This is a genomic window from Frankia sp. QA3 (assembly GCF_000262465.1).
Lineage (GTDB): Bacteria > Actinomycetota > Actinomycetes > Frankiales > Frankiaceae > Frankia.
In genome coordinates, this window is the sequence record NZ_CM001489.1 from 7,564,364 (window position 1) to 7,587,518 (window position 23,155).

At 73.4% G+C, this 23,155-nt stretch carries 18 protein-coding genes; 17 read left to right on the forward strand and 1 reads right to left on the reverse strand.

Annotated elements, in window-relative coordinates:
* The first annotated feature begins 35 nt into the window (after positions 1-35).
* The 10 genes from FRAQA3DRAFT_RS30975 to FRAQA3DRAFT_RS31020 all read left to right on the forward strand — a co-directional run bounded on the left by FRAQA3DRAFT_RS30975 (position 36) and on the right by FRAQA3DRAFT_RS31020 (position 10,927).
* A complete protein-coding gene (locus FRAQA3DRAFT_RS30975) occupies positions 36-1,031 on the forward strand; it encodes an ABC transporter permease (RefSeq protein ID WP_009743007.1) in 996 nt (331 codons plus the stop codon).
* Between the two features lie 50 nt (positions 1,032-1,081).
* Positions 1,082-2,182, forward strand: coding sequence for an LLM class flavin-dependent oxidoreductase (locus FRAQA3DRAFT_RS30980; protein ID WP_009743008.1), 1,101 nt, complete (start codon positions 1,082-1,084; stop codon positions 2,180-2,182).
* A gap of 214 nt (positions 2,183-2,396) precedes the next feature.
* Complete coding sequence (locus FRAQA3DRAFT_RS30985; protein WP_009743009.1) at positions 2,397-2,600, forward strand: AAA family ATPase; 204 nt, start codon at positions 2,397-2,399, stop codon at positions 2,598-2,600.
* Positions 2,601-2,637: 37 nt separating this feature from the next.
* Positions 2,638-3,366, forward strand: a complete 729-nt coding sequence (priA, locus tag FRAQA3DRAFT_RS30990) for a bifunctional 1-(5-phosphoribosyl)-5-((5-phosphoribosylamino)methylideneamino)imidazole-4-carboxamide isomerase/phosphoribosylanthranilate isomerase PriA (protein ID WP_035923875.1) — start codon at positions 2,638-2,640, stop codon at positions 3,364-3,366.
* A 94-nt stretch (positions 3,367-3,460) separates the two neighbouring features.
* Positions 3,461-4,225, forward strand: a complete 765-nt coding sequence (gene hisF / locus FRAQA3DRAFT_RS30995) for an imidazole glycerol phosphate synthase subunit HisF (protein ID WP_009743011.1) — start codon at positions 3,461-3,463, stop codon at positions 4,223-4,225.
* A gap of 52 nt (positions 4,226-4,277) precedes the next feature.
* Positions 4,278-6,251, forward strand: coding sequence for an ABC transporter ATP-binding protein (locus FRAQA3DRAFT_RS31000; protein WP_009743012.1), 1,974 nt, complete (start codon positions 4,278-4,280; stop codon positions 6,249-6,251).
* On the forward strand, positions 6,248-8,305 hold the full coding sequence (locus FRAQA3DRAFT_RS31005; RefSeq protein WP_009743013.1) for an ABC transporter ATP-binding protein: 2,058 nt from the start codon (positions 6,248-6,250) through the stop codon (positions 8,303-8,305). Before FRAQA3DRAFT_RS31000 ends, FRAQA3DRAFT_RS31005 begins: the two co-directional genes overlap by 4 nt.
* On the forward strand, positions 8,302-8,700 hold the full coding sequence (gene hisI, locus FRAQA3DRAFT_RS31010; protein WP_009743014.1) for a phosphoribosyl-AMP cyclohydrolase: 399 nt from the start codon (positions 8,302-8,304) through the stop codon (positions 8,698-8,700). Before FRAQA3DRAFT_RS31005 ends, hisI begins: the two co-directional genes overlap by 4 nt.
* Positions 8,697-10,235 (forward strand): anthranilate synthase component I, encoded by a 1,539-nt coding sequence (locus FRAQA3DRAFT_RS31015; RefSeq protein WP_009743015.1) that lies wholly within the window; start codon positions 8,697-8,699, stop codon positions 10,233-10,235. Before hisI ends, FRAQA3DRAFT_RS31015 begins: the two co-directional genes overlap by 4 nt.
* On the forward strand, positions 10,232-10,927 hold the full coding sequence (locus FRAQA3DRAFT_RS31020) for a Trp biosynthesis-associated membrane protein (protein ID WP_009743016.1): 696 nt from the start codon (positions 10,232-10,234) through the stop codon (positions 10,925-10,927). The genes FRAQA3DRAFT_RS31015 and FRAQA3DRAFT_RS31020 overlap by 4 nt, the downstream gene beginning before the upstream one ends.
* Here FRAQA3DRAFT_RS31020 and FRAQA3DRAFT_RS31025 read toward each other — a convergent pair whose 3' ends face one another.
* A complete protein-coding gene (locus FRAQA3DRAFT_RS31025; protein ID WP_009743017.1) occupies positions 10,928-11,311 on the reverse strand; it encodes a hypothetical protein in 384 nt (127 codons plus the stop codon).
* 243 nt (positions 11,312-11,554) lie between these two features.
* On the opposite strand from FRAQA3DRAFT_RS31025, the gene trpC reads away from it, so the two are divergent.
* The 7 genes from trpC to FRAQA3DRAFT_RS31060 all read left to right on the forward strand — a co-directional run bounded on the left by trpC (position 11,555) and on the right by FRAQA3DRAFT_RS31060 (position 23,142).
* The gene (gene trpC / locus FRAQA3DRAFT_RS31030) at positions 11,555-12,358 is read left to right on the forward strand and encodes an indole-3-glycerol phosphate synthase TrpC (protein WP_009743018.1); all 804 of its coding nucleotides are present in this window, start codon (positions 11,555-11,557) and stop codon (positions 12,356-12,358) included.
* 100 nt (positions 12,359-12,458) lie between these two features.
* A complete protein-coding gene (trpB, locus tag FRAQA3DRAFT_RS31035) occupies positions 12,459-13,742 on the forward strand; it encodes a tryptophan synthase subunit beta (protein WP_009743019.1) in 1,284 nt (427 codons plus the stop codon).
* A 48-nt stretch (positions 13,743-13,790) separates the two neighbouring features.
* Complete coding sequence (gene trpA / locus FRAQA3DRAFT_RS31040; protein ID WP_009743020.1) at positions 13,791-14,618, forward strand: tryptophan synthase subunit alpha; 828 nt, start codon at positions 13,791-13,793, stop codon at positions 14,616-14,618.
* 237 nt (positions 14,619-14,855) lie between these two features.
* A complete protein-coding gene (gene lgt, locus FRAQA3DRAFT_RS31045) occupies positions 14,856-15,971 on the forward strand; it encodes a prolipoprotein diacylglyceryl transferase (RefSeq protein ID WP_009743021.1) in 1,116 nt (371 codons plus the stop codon).
* 267 nt (positions 15,972-16,238) lie between these two features.
* Complete coding sequence (gltB, locus tag FRAQA3DRAFT_RS31050) at positions 16,239-20,822, forward strand: glutamate synthase large subunit (RefSeq protein WP_009743022.1); 4,584 nt, start codon at positions 16,239-16,241, stop codon at positions 20,820-20,822.
* An 89-nt stretch (positions 20,823-20,911) separates the two neighbouring features.
* A complete protein-coding gene (locus tag FRAQA3DRAFT_RS31055) occupies positions 20,912-22,354 on the forward strand; it encodes a glutamate synthase subunit beta (RefSeq protein WP_009743023.1) in 1,443 nt (480 codons plus the stop codon).
* 191 nt (positions 22,355-22,545) lie between these two features.
* On the forward strand, positions 22,546-23,142 hold the full coding sequence (locus FRAQA3DRAFT_RS31060) for an adenylate kinase (protein ID WP_009743024.1): 597 nt from the start codon (positions 22,546-22,548) through the stop codon (positions 23,140-23,142).
* Positions 23,143-23,155: the final 13 nt, after the last annotated feature.

A 23,155-nucleotide genomic window follows, 5' to 3' on the forward strand; every position in this document is an offset into this window, starting at 1 on the left:
GAGGGCCACGTGTCGAGGATCGAGGTCGCCGTAGCGTGATTCGCTACCTGCTGCTTAGGGTGGGTCAGGCCGTCTTCGTGGTCTGGGCCGCGTTCACCCTGTCCTTCGTCGTGTTCTACGTCCTGCCGAGCGATCCGGTGGACGTGATGGCCGGACCGATGTCCAACCTCAGCCCGGAGGAGCTCGACGCTGTCCGCGCCGAATACGGCCTGGATGGGCCGATCATCGGGCAGTACCTCACCCGCCTGGGCCGCGCGCTGCACGGGGACTTCGGCCACTCGATGCAGAGCGGCCAGGACGTGCTGAGGCTGATCGCCCACGCGCTGGGGCAGACGCTGCAGATCACCAGTCTTGGCCTGGTGCTCGGCGTCCTGGGCGGCGGCGCCCTCGCGCTGGCCGCGACCTACGTCAGGCGGCCCTGGCTGCGCCAGACTCTGCTGGCCATCCCCCCGCTGGGCGTCGCGGTCCCCTCGTTCTGGGTGGGCCTGCTGCTGTTGCAGGTGCTCGCGTTCCGGTGGCACGTCTTCCCCGCGCTGGGCAACCACGGCTGGCGTTCCGCCGTGCTGCCCGCGGTCACCCTCGCGCTGCCCGTCGTGGCGGTGACCGCCCAGCTGCTGGCCAGGAGCCTGGAGACCGAGCTGCGCGCCTACTACGTCCAGACCGGGCGGGCCAAGGGGGCGAGTCGCCAGCGGACGCACCTGCGGCACGTGCTGCGCAACGCCGCGCTACCCGCGCTGACCATGGTGGGGCTGCTCGTCGGCGGGCTGATGTCCGGCGCGGTGGTCGTGGAGACGGTCTTCTCCCGCCCCGGGCTCGGCCGGATCGCGACGCTCGCGGTGAGCAAGCAGGACCTGCCGGTGGTTCAGGGCCTGGTGGGGCTCAGCGCGCTGGTGTTCGTCACCACGAACCTGCTGGTCGACCTCGCATATCCGTTGCTCGATCCGCGCCTTGCCCGCAAGGCCCCGCAGCGCCCTGGCTCTCGCCGGCTCGTCGCGGACGCGGAGGCACTCCGCGACACCTGGCTGTCCTGATCAGCGCGCCCACCGGTGACATCAGCCCGCCCATCCCTGGGAGATGACAGATGAAGTTCCTCCTCCTGCCCTACGTCCCGCACGAGCGCAAGTCGGCGCGCCAGCAGCTCGCGGACCTGGTCGACCAGGCCGTCCTCGCCGAGCAGCTCGGGTTCGACGCCTACGGAATCGGCGAGCGGCACGACGGCCTGATCGCCGGTTCGTCGCCGGCCGTCATTCTGGCCAACGCCGCGGCCCGTACCAGCACGATCCAGCTGCTCACGACGGTCTCCACTCTCGGCCTGCACGACCCGCTCCGCGCCTTCGAGGACTATTCGACGCTGGACCATCTCGCCGACGGGCGCCTGGACCTCGTCATCGGCAAGGGTGGCTACGCGGAGACCCATCGGATCTTCGGTGTGACCCCGGACGACCAGTGGGACCGGCTGCGCGAGAACTACGAGGTCTTCCGCCGGTTGTGGAACGAGACCGAGGTGACCTGGGAAGGCCGGTTCCGGCCGCCGCTGGAGCGGGTGACCGCCCTGCCTCGGCCAGGGCGGCCCGAGGTGCGGATCTGGCACGGAGCCAACACGAACCTGGCCAGCGCCGACTTCGCCGCCCGGCACGGCGACCCGCTGTTCACCTCGATCGGGACCGCCGCCGTGGGCCGGTATCTCGAAAGCGTGCGGTACTACCGGGAGCGGTTCGCCTTCCACGGCCACGACCCGCAGCGCGCGCTGGTGGGCGTCGGTACGGGAGGCTTCCACGCCGCGGCGACGAGCCAGGAGGCGGTCCGGAAGTTCACGCCGGTCTTCGATCGGCGCCAGGTCTACAACCGCCGCTACGAGCACGCGGCCCTCGACCGGCTCGGGATCACCACGGTCGAGGACTACATCGCCAAGACCTCGGCACTCGTCGGCAGTACGCAACAGGTGATCGAGATCGTGCTGGCGCAGCATGAGACCTTCCAGCACGATCTCCTGCACATTCACGTCGACGCGGAGGCACTCACTCCGGAGGACTATCGGGCCACCCTGGAGATCTTTGCCACCGACATCGCGCCGGCCATCCGCAAGGAGCTCCCGAACAAGCCGATCGACGACTGGCAAACGCCGCCGCCCGCGCCGACGGCATCGGGGGTACCTGTCTCGGCGGCCGTGGATCGGGGCTGACCGCGGGGCAGGCCATGACCGGCCCATCCGGATCAGAACGGCGTCCCTCGGCACCGTCCCGAGCCCGCACAGCTTCTGGGGACCTACTCGACCCAGGTGATCGCCGCACACGTGTCGCCGTCGTCGTGGACCGGTCCACATCACGACGACGGCGACACGTCGTTGGTGATCATCCGTGGGTGAACGCCGGCGGCCACGCTGTTAACCACGCCTCGTGGACGATGCGGATCTTCTGCCGGACCTCACGGAACGCGGCCTCGTCGTGATGATGTGCGGCCTGTCCGGCTCCGGCAAGAGCACCTACGCGCGGGCCCTCGAGCGCCGCGGCTACACCCGGCTCTCGATCGACGAACTGGTGTGGGAATGGATCGGCCACGACGCGGCTGACCTCGACCCGGCGCGGTGCCGGCGGCCGTGATCTCGGACCGTCGCGCGGTGGCCGTAGGGTGGCCGGTGTGACGCTTACTCTGCTGCCTGCCGTCGACGTGGCCGACGGGCGGGCCGTCCGCCTCGTCCAGGGCGAGGCCGGTTCCGAGACCTCGTACGGTGATCCGCTCGCCGCGGCGCTGGCCTGGCAGCGTGACGGCGCCGAGTGGATCCATCTCGTCGACCTCGACGCCGCGTTCGGCCGCGGCTCGAACCGCGAGCTGATCGCCGAGGTCGTCCGGTCGGTCGACGTGGCCGTGGAGCTCTCCGGCGGCATCCGCGACGATGACTCCCTCGACGCGGCGCTGGCCACCGGCGCGGCGCGGGTCAACATCGGCACGGCCGCCCTGGAGGATCCCGACTGGGTGCGCCGGGCGATCGACCGGGTGGGCGACCGGATCGCCGTCGGGCTCGACGTGCGCGGCACGACGCTGTCCGCCCGTGGCTGGACCCAGGACGGCGGCGAGCTGTTCGAGGTGCTCGCCCGCCTCGACGCCGACGGCTGCGCCCGCTACGTGGTGACTGACGTGCGCCGCGACGGCACGCTGACCGGCCCGAACGTCGAGCTGCTGCGGTCGGTGACCGCGGCGACCGACCGCCCGGTCGTGGCCAGCGGGGGGGTGTCCTCCCTCGCCGACCTCGTGGCGATCGCCGCGGTGCCCGGCGTCGAGGGAGCGATCGTCGGCAAGGCCCTCTACGCGGGCGCCTTCACCCTCCCCGAGGCCCTCGCCGTCACCTCGACGGTCGTGGCCCCGTGACCCTCCCGACGCCGGAACCCCGCCTTTCCCGAGGGACGAATCGGACGCCGAAGCCTCTGGAAAGGCACGGAAACCCGCGGGCGGGGGTGGCGGGGTGAGCGTCGCGGTCCGGGTGATCCCCTGCCTCGACGTCGACGGCGGCCGGGTGGTGAAGGGCGTGAACTTCACCGATCTGCGCGACGCCGGGGATCCGGTCGAGATGGCCCGGCTCTACGACGCCGAGGGCGCCGACGAGCTGACGTTCCTCGACATCACCGCGTCGAGCGGCGACCGGGAGACCACGTACGACATCGTCCGGCGCACCGCCGAGCAGGTGTTCATCCCGCTCACCGTGGGGGGCGGGGTCCGTTCCGCCGACGACGTCAACCGGCTGCTGCGCGCCGGGGCCGACAAGGTGGGGATCAACACGGCCGCGGTGGCCCGCCCCGAACTGGTCCGCGAGTGTGCCCACCGGTTCGGCAACCAGTGCATCGTGATCTCGGTGGACGCCCGGCGCTGCCCGGACCCGGCCGGCCCCCGGTTCGAGGTGACTACGCATGGTGGTCGTCGGGGGACCGGGATCGACGCGGTCGGCTGGACGGCGCGGGTGGTCGAGCTCGGCGCCGGCGAGATCCTGCTCAATTCGATGGACGCCGACGGCACCCGGGACGGATACGATCTGGAGATGATCTCCGCCGTGCGCGCCGAGGTCGATGTGCCGGTGATCGCCAGCGGCGGGGCCGGTGACCTCGCTCATTTCGCGCCGGCGGTCGGCGCGGGCGCGGACGCGGTGCTCGCGGCCAGCGTGTTCCATTTCGGACAGCTGCGCATCGGCGAGGTGAAGGCGGCCCTGCGGGACACGGGCGTTCCCGTGCGCTGACCGCCGCCACTCCGCCGACGCCACTGCCGTGACGTGTTGACGGAGGGTGACGATGTCGGAGCGTGCGGCGGAGCCGGGGCGACAACCCGGGGTCATCGGCCACGGCTTCGCGAACCTCTGGCGGGGCATCCGCGGCGAGCCCCGCCTGTTTGCACTGGCCACGGCCGGTGGCTGCCTGTTCACGCTGACGGGGGTGGCCAGCTCCCTCGTGCTCGGCGAGGCCACGGACCGGGTGGTGATCCCGGCGATCCGGCGGGGGCACGCCGACTGGTCGGCGGTCGCCCTGGCCGCGGCGGCACTCAGCCTCGTCGGCCTCGCCCGGGCGCTCGGGATGTTCCTGCGCCGGCTCGCCGGCGGCACGGTCGTGTTCCGGCTGCAGGCGCGGCACCGGCACGCGGTGACCCGCCAGTACCTGCGGCTGCCGCTGTCCTGGCATCAGCGGCACTCCACCGGCACGTTGCTGTCCAACGCCAACGCCGACGTCGAGGCCGCCTGGGCCCCGGTCCTGCCGCTGCCGTTCGCGCTGGGCGCCCTCGTCATGCTCGTGGTGGCGCTGGTGCTGCTGGTGGTCACCGATCCGGTGCTGGCACTGATCGGTTTCGTGATCTTCCCGACGTTCGGCGTGCTCAACGTCTGGTACGGCCGGCGGGTGTGGCCGCTGTACTCCCGGGCGCAGCAGCTGCGCGGGGAGGTCAGCGCGGTGGCGCACGAGTCGTTCGACGGCGCCCTCGTCGTCAAGACCCTCGGCCGGGAGGCCGACGAGACCGCCCGCTTCGCCGTCCGCGCCGAGCAGCTTCGCGACGCGATGATCCACGCCGGCCGGTTGCGGGGCCTGTTCGATCCCGTGATGGAGGCCCTGCCGAACCTGGGGATCCTGCTGGTGCTGCTGGTCGGCGCGGTCCGCATCGACGCGGGGGAGATGGACGTCGGGCAGCTCGTCCGGGTCGCCTACCTGTTCACCCTGCTGGCCTTCCCGCTGCGGGCGTTCGGCTGGGTGTTCGGCGACCTGCCGCGGGAGGTCGTCGGCTACGAGCGGGTCGACGCGGTGTTGCGGGCCCGGGGGCACGAGGAGTACGGCCCGCGCACGCTGACCGCGGCGGGCCCGGCGTCGCTGCGTCTCGACGCCGTCACCTACGCCTACCCGACCGCCGATCCGACCGCCGATCCGACCGGCGACCCGAGCCGCGCTCCGGCCGGCGAACCGACGGAGCCCACGAGCCCCGGCGATCCGCCCGCGCGGCCGGTGGTGGACGCGGTGAGCTTCGAGGTGGCCGCGGGCAGCATCGTCGCGATCACCGGCCGCACCGGCGCCGGTAAGTCCACTCTGGTGAACCTGCTCGCCCGGCTCGTCGAACCGCAGGCCGGCACGGTGCGGCTCGACGGCGTCGACCTGCGCGAACTCGCCGCCGGCGAGGTGAGTCGAGCCGTCGCCGTCGTTTCCCAGCAGGCGTTTCTCTTCGACGACACCGTGCGGGCCAACGTCACCCTCGGCATGGATGCCACCGACGACGAGGTCTGGGCCGCCTTGCGCCGCGCGCAGGCCGACGGCTTCGTCGCCGCCCTGCCAGACGGCCTCGACACCATGGTCGGCGAGCGCGGGACCTCCCTGTCCGGCGGCCAGCGGCAACGTGTCGGCCTGGCCCGCGCGCTCGTGCGTGCCCCGCGGCTGCTCGTGCTCGACGACGCCACCGCCAGCGTCGACCCCCGAGTGGAGGCGGCGATCCTCGCCGACCTGCGGGAGCGCGCGGGCGCCTCGACGGTCGTGGTCGTCGCCCAGCGTCGCTCCACGATCGCGCTGGCCGACGAGGTGATCCACCTCGACGCCGGCCGGCTCATCGGCCGCGGTCGGCACGAGGAGCTGCTCGCCTCCTCCCCGCGCTACGCCGCCCTGCTCACCGCCTACGAGGCGGCCGCCCGTGCGGCCGACGCCCTCCCGGATCCCGAGCCGGCAGCCCCGGACGCCACGGTCCCCGACGCCACGGTCCCCGAGCCCGTCCGGGAGCTCGAACCGGAGGCGGCCCCGTGACGACCCCGGTCTCCCCGACTCGCGGGTCCCAGGCCTCCGAGCAGCCGGCCCCCGAGCAGCCGGCCCCCGAGCAGCCGGCCCCCGAGCAGCCGATCCCCGGGCCTCCGGCGGCGCCTCGGGGGCCCCAGCCCACGCTCGCGGCGACGTTCCGCCGCCTGCGCGCGCTGTCTCCCGAACTGACGAGGGGCCTGCTCGGCACGCTCGCGCTCGCTTTGGTGGCGACCACGGGAAAGGTCGTCATCCCGGTGGTCGTGCAGCAGACCCTCGACCGCGGGCTCACCGACGACGGTGTCGATCTCGGCCTGGTCGCCGTGGCCGTCGGCGCGGCCGCGGTCGTCATCGTGCTCACCACCGTCGCCACCTACCGGATGAACCTGCGGCTCTACCGCCTGTCCGAGGGCACCCTCGCCACCCTGCGGGTGCACGCCTTCCGGCACATCCACGACCTGTCGATGCTCAGCCAGTCCGCCCAGCGCCGCGGCTCGCTGACCTCCCGGGTGACCAGCGACGTCGACCAGATGTCACAGTTCCTCCAGTTCGGCGGGGTGATGCTGCTGGTCTCGACCGGCCAGATGCTGCTCGCCACCGTGCTGATGGGCGTCTACTCGTGGCCGCTGACCCTCCTCGTGTACGCGTTCTTCGTCCCCCTGCTCGTCGTGACCCGGCTGGTGCAGCGCCGGCTCGCCGGCCGGTACGCGATCGTCCGCGAACGGGTCGGCGAGCTGCTGGGCGCCGTGTCCGAGGCGGTCGTCGGCGCCCCGGTCGTGCGCGCCTACGGCGTCCAGGAGCGCACCGGGCTGCGCATCGACCGGACCATCGGCCGCTACCGGTCCGCTCAGATCGAGGCCCAGCGGGTCGTCGCCGGAGTCTTCTCGCTCAGCGAGCTGGTCGCCGCGCTCGCCACCGCCGCGGTCGTCACGGTGGGAGTGGCGCTCGGCGTCGCCGGCTCGCTGAGCACCGGGCGGCTGATCGCCTTCCTGTTCCTGATGACCCTGTTCGTCATGCCGATCCAGTCGATGACCGAGGTGCTCAACGACGCGGCCAACGCGCTGGCCGGTCTGCGCCGGGTACTCGACGTCCTGGACATCCCGACCGACGTCCGCGACCCCGCGCTCGGTCGGACCGTGGGGCGGCTGCCCGTGCCCCGCTCCGGCGGCGCAACGGCTCCCGGCCGCGGCGGGCCCGCCGCGGCCGTGGCCGGCCGGGACCTGCCGGCCGGACCGTTGGGGGTCCGGTTCGACGGGGTCGGGTTCGCCTACCCCGACGGCCCACCGGTGCTGCGCGATGTCGACCTGGAGATCGCCCCGCGCACGCGGGTTGCGGTGGTCGGCGAGACCGGATCCGGCAAGACGACCCTGGCCAAGCTGCTCACCCGGCTGATGGATCCGACCACGGGCACCGTGCGCATCGGCGGGGTGCCGCTGCCCGAGGTGCGCTTCGCCTCGCTGCGCGGGCGGGTCCTGCTCGTGCCGCAGGACGGCTTCCTGTTCGACCTCACGATCGCCGACAACGTCCGCTACGGCCGCCCCGGCGCCGACGACGCGGCCGTCCGCGCCGCCTTCGAGGTGCTCGGCCTCGCCGACTGGCTCGCCGGGCTGCCGGCGGGGCTGGCGACCCGGGTGGGGGAGGGCGGGTCGCGGCTGTCCGCCGGTGAGCGGCAGCTCGTCGCGCTGGCCCGTGCCCGGCTGGCCGATCCGGACCTGCTGGTCCTGGACGAGGCGACCTCCGCGGTGGACCCCGAGACCGAGGTGCGCCTGGCGGCCGCGCTGGCCGAACTGACCCGGGACCGCACCTCGGTGACGATCGCGCACCGGCTGTCGACGGCGCAGGCGGCGCAGGACGTCGTCGTCGTGGACGCCGGGCGCATCGTGCAGCGGGGCCATCACCGCGCGTTGGTCGCCGTGCCCGGGGTCTACCGCCGCCTGCACCAGTCCTGGGCGGCGGGTGTCGGGGCGGTCGCAATGGGTCCGGCGGTGGGGACCCCGGCGGCGCCGGCCGGGTCGGTGGACGCCCGCCTCGATCCGCCGGCGCGAACGAGCAGAATGGAGCCGTGACCGTACGTCCATCCGCTCTGGATCCCGCCATCGCCAGCCGCCTGCGTCGCAACGACGCCGGTCTGTTCCCGGCCGTCGCCCAGCAGCACGACACCGGCGAGGTGCTGATGCTCGGGTGGATGGACGACGAGGCGCTGCATCGCACGCTGACCACCGGGCGGGCCACGTACTGGAGCCGCAGCCGCGGGGAGTACTGGGTCAAGGGCGACACCTCCGGCCACCAGCAGTGGGTCCGCTCGGTCGCCCTCGACTGCGACGGCGACGCCATCCTGCTCCGGGTGGACCAGGTCGGCCCTGCCTGCCACACCGGCACCCGGACCTGCTTCGACGCCGATCCGCTGCCCGCGCGCGCGGGTAACCCGGGCGTCGCGGCCGACGCCGGGCCGGCTCGATGACGACCGGGCGGATCACCCCCGACCGGGCCGCCTTCCACGCCGCCGCCACCGCCCATCCGGTCGTCGCCGTCACCCGCCGGCTGCTCGCCGACGGGGAGACCCCGGTCGGGATCTACCGCAAGCTCGCCGGGGGGCCGGGCACGTTCCTGCTCGAGTCCGCCGAGCACGGCGGGGTGTGGTCGCGGTACTCGTTCGTCGGGGTGCGGGCGGCGGCGACGCTGACCGAACGCGACGGCCGCGCGGTCTGGGCCGGCACGCCACCGCCCGGGGTGCCGACCGAGGGCGACCCGCTGGACATTCTGCGCGCGGTGGAACGCTCCCTGCGCGCCGCGAACGATCCGGACTCCCCGCCGCTGATGGGCGGGCTCGTCGGCTACCTCGGCTACGACATCGTGCGCCGCATCGAACGGCTGCCCTCGCACGCCGTCGACGATCTCGGCCTGCCCGAGCTGCGGATGCTGCTCACCACGGACCTCGCCGTCCTCGACCACGCGGACGGCTCGTGCCTGCTGGTCGCCAACGTCTTCACCGGCGCCTCGGCCGGCTCGGGCGGAGATCCGGCCGAGGCCACCCGCCCGGACCTGGACGCCCTGTACGACGACGCGGTGGCCAGGCTGGACGCGATGACCAGCGACCTGGCGAAGTGGAGCGAACCGACGGTGGCGACGACCAGCGGGGCGGCCGCCGGGATCGGCGACTTCGTCTCCGCCACGCCGCCCGGCGCCTTCCAGGCCGCGGTCGAGCGGGCCATCGAGGAGATCCGCGCCGGGGAGTGCTTCCAGATCGTGGTCTCCCAGCGCTTCGAGCGGGCGACGGCCGCCGATCCCCTCGACGTCTACCGGGTGCTGCGCACGACCAACCCGAGCCCGTACATGTACCTGCTGCGGTTCGGCGACCACGACGTCGTCGGCTCCTCGCCGGAGGCGCACGTCAAGGTCACCGGGCGACGGGCGCTGCTGCATCCCATCGCGGGCAGCCGCCCCCGGGGCGCGACGCCGGAACGTGACGCGGAGCTCGCGGCGCAGCTGCTCGCCGATCCGAAGGAGCGCTCGGAGCACGTGATGCTCGTCGATCTGGTCCGCAACGATCTCGGCCGGGTCTGCGTGCCCGGTTCGGTGCGGGTCGTCGAGTTCGCCGCCGTCGAACGGTTCTCGCACATCATGCATATCGTCTCCACGGTGATCGGTGAGGTGGCACCGGAGCGCAGCGCCGTCGACGTGCTCACCGCGACGTTCCCGGCGGGCACGCTCTCCGGGGCGCCGAAGGTGCGCGCCATGGAGGTCATCGACGAGCTGGAGCCCACGCGCCGCGGTCTGTACGGGGGCGTGGTCGGCTATCTGGACTTCGGCGGCGACCTGGATACCGCTATCGCGATCCGCACCACGGTGCTGCGCGACGGTGTGGCCTACGTCCAGGCCGGCGCCGGGATCGTCGCCGATTCCGATCCCGACGCCGAGGACCTGGAGAGCCGCACGAAGGCAGCGGCGGTCCTGCGCGCGATCGAGGTCGCCGAGTCACTGCGGCCCCCGGCATGAGCGCTGGCCCGCCCGCTCGCCCCGCCGGCGGTTCCCCCCCGGCCGGGAGCACCGGCCTGCCGGCGGATTCCCCGACGGCCGCCGTCGACGATCCCCGCGCGGCGCGGGCGGACCGCCGCGGGCGCCGGGAACGGGTGCTCGCCGTGCTCGGCTGCCTGCTCGGTGCGGGTCTGGTCCTGGTGTGCAGCGGGGCGACGTGGGTCTCCGCCCGGGTCGGCACCCCCCGTGGCGAGCGGGACGCCACCGCCGTCGCCGCACCGCTCGCCGTGCACTGGACCGGCGGCGACCTCGCCTCGGCGGCGACCGCGCTCGCCCTGGTCGGCCTCGCCGCCGCGGTCGCGATCGTGGCCACCCGGCGGATCGGCCGCCCGATCGTCGGCCTGCTGGCCGTCGCCGCCGGGATCGGCATCGCCTACGTGGCGGGGCACGTCGGCTTCGATCCGCTGCCCGCCCTTCGTGACACCGACCAGGTCCGCCAGTTCGCCCCCGGCGGGCGGGCCGCCATCACCGGCGTGCACCGAACGGCCGCGCCATGGCTGGCGATGCTGGGTGGGGTGCTGCTCACCGCCGCCGGTGTTCTCGCCGTCCTGCGTGGCCGATCCTGGCCGGGGATGTCCGGCCGCTACCAGGCCCGCGAAGCCAGGCCGGTAGACGCCTGGGACGCGATCGAGCGGGGCCACGACCCCACCTGATCATCGAAGCCCGCCGCGGCCGGATCCGCCGGCACCATTCGGCAGATCGGGATACGGCGGAAGATCGGGATCCGGCGGGATGGCGACGGGCGCGAGCTCCGGCAGCGGGTCGGCCAGCGCCGCGAGTACCCGAGTATGGCGGTCGAGGTCGGCCTCCAGCATCGCCATGAGCGCGTCCATCCGCGCCAGGCAGTGGGCGAGCGCGTCGAGCTGCTCCGCCCACTCCAGTCCGGCCGTCGGGCCGTCCGGGTCACAGCCCTCGGCGCGGGCGCGGGCCGACGTCGGCCCGCCGGGAGCCGCCCCACGCGGCGGGGGCGGCGAGGCCGAGCCGGAGACCAGGGCAAAGCCGGAGATCAGCGGAATGGAAGTGCGGCGAGTGTCCATGAGAACTCCCTCGATGTCGAACGCGTGTTCGACTATAGATGATCGAAGGCGTCCGCGGCCAGCCCGCCACGCCGACGGCGCGGCGCGGCCCGGCGCCACCGCCGGCCGCGAGGCGGGTGATCGTTGCCCGACTGTTGGTTACTTAGCGTTGTTGTCCGTAGCAAGTTGTGGGGGCCTCGGGCTCGGTCGCCGGGCCTGGCCTACCATCGGCGGCATGACCGCGACAGCCGCGAGCGCGGGTCGATGAGCGTCCTCGCCGAGATCCTCGACGGGGTCAGGGCCGACCTGGCCGCCCGCGAGCAGCAGACCCCCCTCGCCGACCTCAAGCAGCGCGTGGAGCGCGTCCCCGACCCCAGGGACGCGCTCGCCGTGTTCCGTAACTCCCCGGTATCGGTGATCGCCGAGGTCAAGCGCCGTTCCCCGTCGAAGGGGGAGCTGGCGGCCATCGCCGATCCCGCGGCCCTCGCCCTCGACTACGAGGCCGGCGGCGCCGCCGCCATCAGCGTGCTCACCGAGGGACGCCGCTTCGGCGGGTCGCTCGCCGACCTCGACGCCGTGCGCCGCGCGGTGGACGTCCCGCTGCTGCGCAAGGACTTCATCGTCTCGCCCTACCAGGTCTTCGAGGCGCGCGCGCACGGGGCGGACATCGTGCTGCTCATCGTCGCCGCGCTGGACCAGCCCCGGCTGGTCGGCCTGCGCGAGCGGATCGAGTCGCTGGGCATGACCGCGCTCGTCGAGGTGCACGACGAGGCGGAGCTCGGCCGCGCGCTGGACGCCGACGCCCGGCTGATCGGCGTGAACGCCCGAGATCTGCGCACCCTGGAGATCGACCGCGCCACGTTCGCCCGGCTCGCGCCGATGGTGCCCCCCGGCGTGCTCATGGTGGCCGAGTCCGGCGTGCGCGGGCCGCGCGACCTGCTCGCCTACGCGGCCGCGGGGGCCGACGCGGTCCTGGTCGGCGAGGCGGCGGTGACCGGAGATCCCCGCCAGACCATCGCCGACCTCGTGGCCGCCGGGGCGCATCCGGCGGCCAGAGTCGCCCGCTAGCGGGCGGGGCACCGGCGGGTCCGGCGGCCCTGTCGGTGCGGACCGATACAGTCGCACTGTGGCCACCCGAACCGCTGCCCAGCCAGCTCCTGCCGAGGCCGTGTCCGCGACGCCGTCCGCCGAGGCCGGCGCTGTCCGGGCGCAGGCGGAGAACTGGCAGGCGTTTCCCGATCCCGCGGGGCACTTCGGCCGGTTCGGCGGGCGGTTCGTGCCCGAGGCGCTCATGGCGGCCCTCGACGAGCTGACCGAGGCCTACGACCAGGCTCGGGCCGACGAGGGCTTCATCGCCGAGCTCGACGGACTGCTCGCCACCTACGCCGGCCGTCCCACGCCGCTCACCGACGCGCATCGGCTCACCGAGCACGTCGGCGGCGCCCGCATCCTGCTCAAGCGCGAGGACCTGGCCCACACCGGCTCACATAAGATCAACAATGTGCTCGGCCAGTGTCTGCTGACCAAGCGGATGGGCAAGACCCGGGTCATCGCCGAGACCGGCGCCGGCCAGCACGGGGTGGCCACCGCCACCGCCAGCGCCCTGCTCGGCCTGGACTGCGTCGTCTACATGGGCGAGGAGGACACCCGCCGGCAGGCCCTCAACGTCGCCCGGATGCGCCTGCTCGGCGCCGAGGTCGTCCCGGTCGCCTCCGGCAGCCGCACCCTCAAGGACGCCATCAACGAGGCGATGCGCGACTGGGTCGCCACCGTCGAGCACACCCATTACTGCATCGGTTCGGTGATGGGCCCGCATCCGTTCCCGATGATGGTCCGCGACTTCCAGCGGATCATCGGTGTGGAGGCCCGGGCCCAGGTGCTCGACCGCACCGGCCGGCTGCCCGACGCGGTCGTCGCCTGCGTCGGTGGCGGCTCCAACGCGATGGGCATCTTCCACCCGTTCATCCCCGACACCGGCGTCGCTCTGATCGGCTGCGAGGCCGGTGGGGACGGCGTCGCCACCGGCCGGCACGCGGCGGCGATCGCCGGCGGCTCCTCGGGCGTGCTGCACGGCATGCGGACGTTCCTGCTGCAGGACGAGTTCGGCCAGACGCAGGTGTCCCACTCGATCTCCGCCGGCCTGGACTACCCGGGCATCGGCCCCGAGCACGCGCTGCTGCACGAGACCGGCCGGGCGAGCTACCGCGTCGTCGACGACGCCGCGGCGATGGCGGCGCTCGCGCTGGTCGCCCGCACGGAGGGCATCCTGGTCGCGATCGAGAGCGCGCACGCCTTCGCCGGTGCCCTCGACGTCGCCCGCGAGCTCGGCCCGGACGCGACCGTCGTGGTCAACTGCTCCGGTCGCGGCGACAAGGACGTCGACACGGCGGCCCGCTGGTTCGGCCTGCTCGACGACGCGGGCGCCGCCGTCGACGTGGACCCGCGCGGCTGACGCCGGCGCACAGGCAGCCCTCGGGCCCGACGGAACGGACGCAGCACGGTGCAGAGTCGGTTGGACGAACGTTTCACGGCCGCCCGCGAGGAGGGCCGATCCCTGCTGGTCGGCTACCTGCCGGCCGGCTACCCGACGGTCGACGGCGGGATCGCGGCCATGCGGGCGATGGTCGCGGCGGGCGTCGACGTCGTCGAGGTGGGCCTGCCCTACTCGGACCCGACCATGGACGGGCCGGTGATCCAGGACGCCGCCGACGCGGCGCTGCGCGGCGGGGTGACGACCGCGGACGTGCTGCGCACCGTCGAGGCGGTGGCCGCCACCGGCGCGCCCACCCTGGTCATGACCTACTGGAACCCGATCGACCGCTACGGCCCGGCGCGCTTCGCCGCCGACCTCGCCGCGGCCGGCGGGGCGGGGGCGATCACCCCGGACCTGCCGCCCGAGGAGGCGGCCCCGTGGCTCGCGGCGAGTGCGGAGCACGGCCTGGACCCGGTGTTCCTCGTCGCGCCGAGCTCGTCGGACGCCCGGATCCGGCTGGTCGCCGGGATCTCCCGCGGGTTCGTCTACGCCGCCTCCCTGATGGGCGTCACCGGCACCCGGGCCTCGGTCGGCACGCACGCCGCCGACCTGGTCGCCCGCGTGCGGGCCACCACCGAGCTGCCGGTCGCGGTCGGTCTGGGGGTGAGCACCGGCGCGCAGGCCGCCGAGGTCGCCGGCTTCGCCGACGGGGTCATCGTCGGCTCGGCGCTGGTCAAGGTCCTGGTGGACGCGCAGCGCTCGGGCGTGGGTGACGCCGCCGCCCTCGACGGCATCGGCAGGCTCGCCGCGGAGCTCGCCGAAGGGGTGCGTGCCCCCGTCCCGGCCTCGGCCTGAGCAACCCCGGATCCGCCGCACCCGTCCCGCGGGCCTCGACTCGACCAGCCCGGAGCCGCCGGCACCCGCGGCGGCCGCGGGGTAGCCTGAGCCGCCGCGACCGCTCGGGCTCGCCCCGCCGGCATCGGGCCGCGGGCCAGGCCCGCAACCGGCCACGCGGCGGGCCACGGCGTCGTTCCGGAGTGGCGCCACCGCCCCCCACCTGGTCGCCCCGGCCCGCGGGATAGCCTGACGACCGTGGTATTCGCCGCCATCCCCAGCCCCTCCCGCGGTGTGGTGCATCTCGGGCCGGTGCCGCTGCGCGCCTACGCCCTGATGATCATCATCGGCATTGTGGTCGCCGTCGTCGTCACCGGGCGCAGGTTGCGCGCCCGGGGCATGGATCCGACGATCGCCGGGGAGATCGCCTACTGGGCCGTCCCCTTCGGGATCGTCGGCGCGCGGATCTATCACGTCCTCAGCACCCCGGACGCCTACTTCGGTGAGAACGGGCACGTCGCCGACGTGGTGAAGATCTGGAACGGCGGGCTGGGGATCTGGGGGGCCATCGCCGGCGGCGCGCTCGGAGCCTGGCTCGCCGCCCGGCGCCTCGGGATCAGCCTCGCCCTGTTCGCCGACGCCGCCGCGCCCGGGATCATCCTCGCGCAGGCCATCGGCCGCTGGGGCAACTGGTTCAACCAGGAGCTGTACGGCAAGCCCAGCACGCTGCCCTGGGCGGTGCGCATCGACCCCGGGCACCGGGTCGACCCGGGGGTGGCGACGTACCAGCCGACGTTCCTCTACGAGTTCCTGTGGAACCTCGTCGTGGCCGGCATCCTGCTGTTCGTCGACCGGCGCCACCGGCTCGGCCGCGGCCGGCTGTTCGCCCTGTACGTCGCGCTCTACACGTTCGGCCGGTTGTGGATCGAGATGCTGCGCATCGACACCGCGGACGAGATCCTTGGCCTGCGTGTGAATATCTGGACCTCCGCGATCGTCTGCATCGGCGCCGTGGTGGCGCTGCTGGTCGTGCGCCGGCCGGTGGATCCGGACGTGTCCCTGGAGGAGCAGCGGGCGCTGGGCCTGGTCCAGGAGCGTCCCCGGCGCCAGCCCGCCGACGCCGGCGGCGAGCCCGCCGGGGCAGCCCGGCCCGCCGCCGACCCCGCCGACGCCACTGATGCCACCGGCGCCACCGCAACCGAAGGCGGCGCCGGTGACATCGATGGCGCCTCCCAAGCCGGCGCCTCCCAAGCCGGCGCCTCCCGAGCCGGCGCCTCCCGAGCCGCGGCTGCCGAGCCGGTCACCGGGGCCGAAACCGGGGCGGGGGCGGTGCCGTCCGGGACGGCTCGGGCCGAGGGACCGCCCGCGACCTGAGCGTTCGCAGGCCGCACCGCGCGGCGCCCGTGGGCCCGCGGCGCCGGCCGGCCGCACTACTCGGGCCACCCGAGGTCATGCCCGGAAATGTGACGTTATACGGCCGTGATCTCCTGGACATATATGATCACGGCGCATCGACGCGGCGCGTGGCACACTCGACAGGAGGCAGCCGACGCTGGGCCAGCGCCGTCATGCCGCCGTTCCACCTCGGACAGCGTCGTCCGCACCTCCTTCAGCCCCTGAAGATGGACAGGACTTCGCCGGATGCCGAGTGCGCAAGGTCTTTACGACCCCACCTTCGAACACGACGCCTGTGGTGTCGGCTTCGTCGTCGACGTGCACGGCCGACGCAGCCATGAACTGGTCGACCAGGGCCTGACAGTGCTGCGCAACCTCGACCACCGAGGCGCGTCGGGCAGCGACCCGGACACCGGCGACGGAGCCGGCATCCTGGTCCAGGTCCCGGACCTGTTCCTGCGCGACGTGGTCGACTTCGCCCTGCCCGCCCCCGGGCGGTACGCGGTCGGCATCGCCTTCCTGCCGCAGGTCGCGGGGGAGCGCGACGACGCGGTGCGCACGATCAGCCGCATCGTCCGCCAGGAGGGCCTGCGGGTGCTGGGCTGGCGCGAGGTGCCGACGGTCAGCCACATCGTCGGGCACGCGGCCCGCGAGGTGGAGCCGCGGATGCGCCAGCTCTTCCTCGCGCTGCCCGGCAGCCTGTCCGGCGCGGCGGCGAAGGGCGCGGCGAACGCGCAGGGGCCGGCGCAGGGCGGTGCGGACGACGGTTTCGACGTGGGTGACCTGGAGCGCCGGGCGTTCTGTGTGCGCAAGCGGATCCGGCGGGAGACGGGCGTCTACATGGCGTCGCTGTCGTCGCGGACGCTGGTCTACAAGGGGATGCTGACCACCCACCAGCTCTCGGCGTACTTCCCGGACCTCGACGACCCGCGGTTCGCCAGCGCCATCGCGCTCGTGCACAGCCGCTTCTCGACGAACACGTTCCCGAGCTGGCCGCTGGCGCACCCCTACCGGTTCGTCGCGCACAACGGTGAGATCAACACCGTCCGGGGCAACCGGAACTGGATGCGGGCCCGCGAGGCGCTGCTGGCCAGCGACCTCATCCCCGGCGACCTGGCCCGGCTGTTCCCGATCTGCGCGGACGGCGCGAGCGACTCGGCGAGCTTCGACGAGGTGCTGGAGCTGCTGCACCTCGGCGGGCGCAGCCTGCCGCACTCCGTGCTGATGATGATCCCCGAGGCGTGGGAGAACCACGCCGAGATGGATCCGGCGCTGCGGGCCTTCTACGAGTTCCACTCCACGCTGATGGAGCCCTGGGACGGCCCGGCGTCGATCGCGTTCACCGACGGCACGGTCATCGGCGCGGTGCTGGACCGCAACGGCCTGCGCCCGTCGCGCTACTGGGTGACCGACGACGGGCTGGTCGTGATGGCCTCCGAGGTCGGCGTGCTCGACATCCCGCCGCACAAGATCGTCCAGAAGGGCCGGCTGCAGCCGGGCCGGATGTTCCTCGTCGACACCGCGCAGAAGCGCATCGTCAGCGACGAGGAGATCAAGTCGGAGCTGGCGAGCGCCGCCCCCTACGCCGAGTGGCTGCACGCCGGGCTGATCTCGCTGGACGACCTGCCCGAACGCGAGCAGGTCATCTACGGCCACTCCTCGGTGCTGCGCCGCCAGCAGGTGTTCGGCTACACCGAGGAGGAGCTGCGCGTCCTGGTCGCGCCGATGGCGCGTGCCGGCGCCGAGCCGATCGGCTCGATGGGCACCGACACCCCCGTCGCCGTGCTCTCCAGCCGTCCTCGGCTGCTGTTCGACTACTTCACCCAGCTGTTCGCGCAGGTCACCAACCCGCCGCTGGACGCGATCCGGGAGGAGCTGGTCACCAGCCTCGGGCGCACCCTGGGCCCGGAGGGCAACCTGCTCGCGCCGTCGCCGGCGTCGTGCCGGATGGTGCACCTGCCCTACCCGGTGATCTCCAGCGGTCAGCTCTCGAAGATCATCGGTATCAACGACGACGGCGACATGCCCGGCTTCGCCTCGGTGACCGTGCGCGGCCTCTACGACGTCGACGGCGGCGGGGCGGCGCTCGCGGCCCGCCTGGAGGAGATCTGCGCCGGGGTCAGCGAGGCCATCGCCGACGGGGCGCGCATCGTCGTGCTCTCCGACCGCGACTCCGACGAGCGCAAGGCGCCGATCCCGTCGCTGCTGCTCACCGCGGCCGTGCACCACCACCTGATCCGGGAGCGGACCCGGACGAAGGTCGGCCTCATCGTCGAGTGCGGCGATGCCCGTGAGGTGCACCACATCGCCCTGCTCACCGGCTACGGCGCCGCGGCGGTCAACCCGTACCTGGCGTTCGAGTCGATCGACACCCTCCTCGCCGAGGGCGAGATCACCGACGTCTCCCGGGAGCAGGCCGAGAAGAACCTGATCAAGGCGCTCGGCAAGGGCGTGCTGAAGGTGATGTCCAAGATGGGCATCTCCACCGTCGCCAGCTACACCGGCGCCCAGGTCTTCGAGGCGATCGGGCTGTCCCAGGAGCTGGTCGACGCCTACTTCGTCGGCACCCCCTCGCGCCTGGACGGCGTCGGGCTGGACGTGATCGCCGACGAGGTCGCCGCCCGGCACCGCCGTGCGCACCCGCGGGTCGCCTCGGAGCTCGCCCACCGCGGCCTGGAGGTCGGCGGCGAGTACCAGTGGCGGCGCGAGGGCGAGGTCCACCTGTTCAACCCGGAGACCGTCTTCCTGCTCCAGCACGCCACCCGGACCCGCCAGTACGACGTCTTCCAGGAGTACACCGACAAGGTCGACGGCCTGTCCCGGGAGAACGCGACGCTGCGCGGGCTGTTCGAGCTGCGTACCGGGGTGCGCTCGCCGGTGCCGATCGACGAGGTCGAACCGGTCTCGGAGATCGTCAAGCGGTTCGCGACCGGCGCCATGTCCTACGGGTCGATCAGCGCGGAGGCGCACGAGACGCTGGCGATCGCGATGAACCGGCTCGGCGGCAAGTCGAACACCGGCGAGGGCGGCGAGGACGCTCGCCGCTTCGTTCCCGACGCCAACGGGGACCTGCGCCGCTCGGCGGTCAAGCAGGTCGCCAGCGGCCGGTTCGGCGTGACCAGCGAGTACCTCGCCAACGCCGACGACATCCAGATCAAGATGGCGCAGGGGGCGAAGCCCGGCGAGGGTGGCCAGTTGCCGGGCCACAAGGTCTACCCGTGGATTGCGAAGACCCGCCACTCCACGCCCGGCGTGGGGCTGATCTCCCCGCCGCCGCACCACGACATCTACTCGATCGAGGACCTCGCCCAGCTCATCCACGACCTGAAGAACGCCAACCCGAAGGCGCGGGTGCACGTCAAGCTGGTCGCCGAGGTCGGCGTCGGCACGGTCGCCGCCGGGGTCTCCAAGGCGCACGCCGACGTGGTGCTGATCTCCGGGCACGACGGCGGCACCGGCGCGTCCCCGCTGACCTCGCTCAAGCACGCCGGCGCCCCCTGGGAGCTGGGCCTGGCCGAGACCCAGCAGACGCTGCTGCTCAACGGGCTGCGCGACCGGATCGTCGTGCAGGTCGACGGCCAGCTCAAGACCGGCCGCGACGTCGTCGTCGGCGCGCTGCTCGGCGCCGAGGAGTTCGGGTTCGCCACCGCGCCGCTCGTCGTCGCCGGCTGCGTGATGATGCGCGTCTGTCACCTGGACACCTGTCCGGTCGGGGTGGCCACCCAGAACCCGGCGCTGCGGGAGCGGTTCACCGGCAAGCCGGAGTTCGTCGAGGCGTTCTTCACCTTCATCGCCGAGGAGGTCCGCGCCTACCTCGCGGCGCTGGGCTTCCGGACCCTGCAGGAGGCCGTCGGCCGCGTCGACCTGCTCGACGCCCGCGCGGCGATCGAGCACTGGAAGGCCTCCGGGCTCGACATCACCCCGCTGCTGCACACTCCCGAGCGGCCGTTCGGGGGCTCGCTGAACTGCACCTCCAGCCAGGACCACGGGCTGGACAAGGCGCTGGACAACTCGCTGATCCAGCTCTGCGAGGGGGCGCTCGACGACGGTCGGCCGGTGTGGCTGGAGATGCCGATCCGCAACGTCAACCGCACCGTCGGCACGATGCTCGGCTACGAGGTGACGAAGCGGTACGGCGCGGCCGGGCTGCCCGACGACACGATCCAGCTGCGCTTCACCGGGTCCGCCGGGCAGAGCTTCGGCGCCTTCGCCCCCCGGGGCATGACGCTGACCCTCGAGGGCGACGTGAACGACTACACCGGCAAGGGCCTGTCCGGTGGCAAGATCTTCGTGTTCCCGCCGAAGGAGTCGCCGCTGCGTGCCGAGGAGAACATCGTCGCCGGCAACGTCCTGCTCTACGGGGCGACGGCGGGGGAGGCGTTCTTCCGCGGGATCGTCGGTGAGCGGTTCTGCGTGCGCAACTCCGGGGCGACCGCGGTCGTCGAGGGCGTCGGCGATCACGGCTGCGAGTACATGACCGGCGGAACGGTGCTGGTCCTCGGCTCGATCGGGCGTAACTTCGCCGCCGGCATGAGCGGCGGCGTGGCCTACCTGTACGACCCGGTCGAAGCCCGCATCAACACCGAGATGGTCGACATCGAGGACCTGGAGGCCGCCGACGAGGCGGTCGTGCGCGACCTGCTCGTCCGCCACCGCCGGGAGACCGGCTCGACGGTGGCCGCGCGCCTGCACGCCGACTGGGAGAACGTGCGCGGCGCGTTCCGCAAGGTCATGCCGCGCGACTACAAGCGGGTGCTCGCCGCGATCCGGCAGGCCGAGGAGCAGGGCCTCGTCGCCGAAGATGTGATCATGGCGGCGAGTCGTGTCTGACCGGCGCACGGCGCGCGGCGGCCGGCGGGCCGCGGAGAAGCTGATCGTCAACGGGGCCGGGCGGCCCGGACGGATCCGACAGGAGTGTCATGGCTGACCCGACAGGCTTCCTCAAGCACCGCCGGGAGCTGCCGAAGCGCCGGCCGGTCGACCTCCGCCTCCAGGACTGGCGGGAGGTCTACCAGCCCTTTCCCGAGGAGCACCTGCGCGAGCAGGCCGGCCGGTGCATGGACTGCGGCATCCCGTTCTGCCACAACGGCTGCCCGCTGGGGAACATCATCCCCGAGTGGAACGACCTGACCCGGCGCGGGGACTGGACCGACGCCATCGAGCGGCTGCACGCGACGAACAACTTCCCCGAGTTCACCGGCCGGCTGTGCCCCGCGCCGTGCGAGGCGGCCTGTGTGCTGGGCATCGGGGACGACCCGGTGACCATCAAGCAGGTCGAGGTCAGCATCATCGACCGGGCCTGGGCGGACGGCACCGTCGTCCCGGTGCCGCCGTCGGTGCGCACCGGGCGGCGGGTCGCGGTCGTCGGCTCCGGGCCGGCCGGGCTCGCCGCCGCCCAGCAGCTCACCCGCGCGGGGCATGACGTCGTCGTGTACGAGCGGGCGGACCGGATCGGCGGGCTGCTGCGTTATGGCATTCCCGAGTTCAAGATGGAGAAGAAGGTCGTCGACCAGCGGCTCGCCCAGATGCAGGCCGAGGGCACCTCGTTCGTCACCTCCTGCAATGTCGGGGTCGACATCTCCGCCGACGAGCTGCGTTCCTCCTATGACGCGGTCGTGCTCGCGGGCGGCTCGACGGTCGGCCGCGACCTGCCGGTCCCCGGCCGCGAGCTCGGCGGCATCCACCTGGCCATGGAGTTCCTCGTGCCGGCGAACCGGGTCGCCCAGGGCGACCTGGAGACCTCGCCGATCTCGGCGACGGGCAAGCGGGTCGTCATCATCGGCGGCGGCGACACCGGTGCGGACTGCCTGGGCACCTCGCACCGGCAGGGCGCGGCGTCGGTGCACCAGTTGGAGATCATGCCGCGGCCGCCGGAGCTGCGGGCGCCGGCCAACCCGTGGCCGTCGTACCCGATCGTCTACCGGGTCTCCAGCGCGCACGAGGAGGGCGGCGAGCGGGTCTTCGCCGTCAACACCGAGCGGTTCCTCGGTGACGACGAGGGCAACGTCCGGGCGCTGCGCATGCACGAGGTCCGCTTCGCCGGCGGGAAGTTCGAGAAGGTCGAGGGCACCGACGTCGAGCTGCCCTGCGAGCTGGTGCTGCTGGCCATGGGCTTCACCGGGCCGGAGCGGCCCGGCCTGCTGACCGATCTCGGCGTCGAGCTCGACGCCCGGGGCAACGTCGCCCGCGACGCCGGCTGGTCGTCGTCGGTGCCCGGCGTGTTCGTCGCCGGGGACATGGGCCGTGGCCAGTCGCTGATCGTCTGGGCGATCTCGGAGGGGCGGGCGGCGGCTGCCGCGGTCGACCGCTACCTCATGGGCCGTACCGACCTGCCGGAGCCGATCACCCCGACTCGTCGCTGACGGTGACGGCCGCCCCTGAGTGGAGCGGCCGTCGTGGCCGGTCCTGGCCGGCCTCGGGGTGCTGCCGCATGCGCCGGATGTTCGCGTCGGGTGACAATTCGCTGTGATGTGCCTTGCTCCCTGCCGGATCTGCCCCGATTGACCGAGATCCATGGTGGGCGTGGGCGCTGGTGGCGGTACCGTCCTGTCATATGAGGCTCGTGCTGCTCGGTCCCCCTGGCTCCGGCAAGGGAACGCAGGGTGCGCGCATCAGCGCCCGGCATGGCATCCCCGCGATCTCCACCGGCCAGCTGTTCGACCGGCAGATCGCCGCGGGCACGCAGCTGGGCCGGCGCGCCGAGCGGTACGTCCGCGCCGGCGAGCTCGTGCCCGACGAGATCGTCCTGGACATGGTCGCCGAGCGGCTCGCCGGCGGCGTGGACTGCGAGGTCGGTTTCCTGCTCGACGGCTTCCCCCGCACCTACCCGCAGGCGGAGGCGCTCGACCGGATGCTCGCCGCGAGCTGCGGACCCCTCGACGCGGTCGTCGACCTCGACGTCGACATCGACGAGGTGCTCGACCGCATCCGGCGCCGCGCGCACACCGAGGACCGCGTCGACGACGCCGACGACACCGCGCGCCGCCGGCTGAAGGTCTTCGCCGAGGAGACCGCGCCGCTGCGCCGCTACTACGGCCGCAGCGGCCTGCTGCGCACGGTCGACGGCGCGGGCACCCCCGACGAGGTGGCGGCCCGCATCGAGCGGGTGCTGGACGACACCGCCCACCCGGAGCTGCCCCTGCGCGGCTGACGGCCCGCGCCGG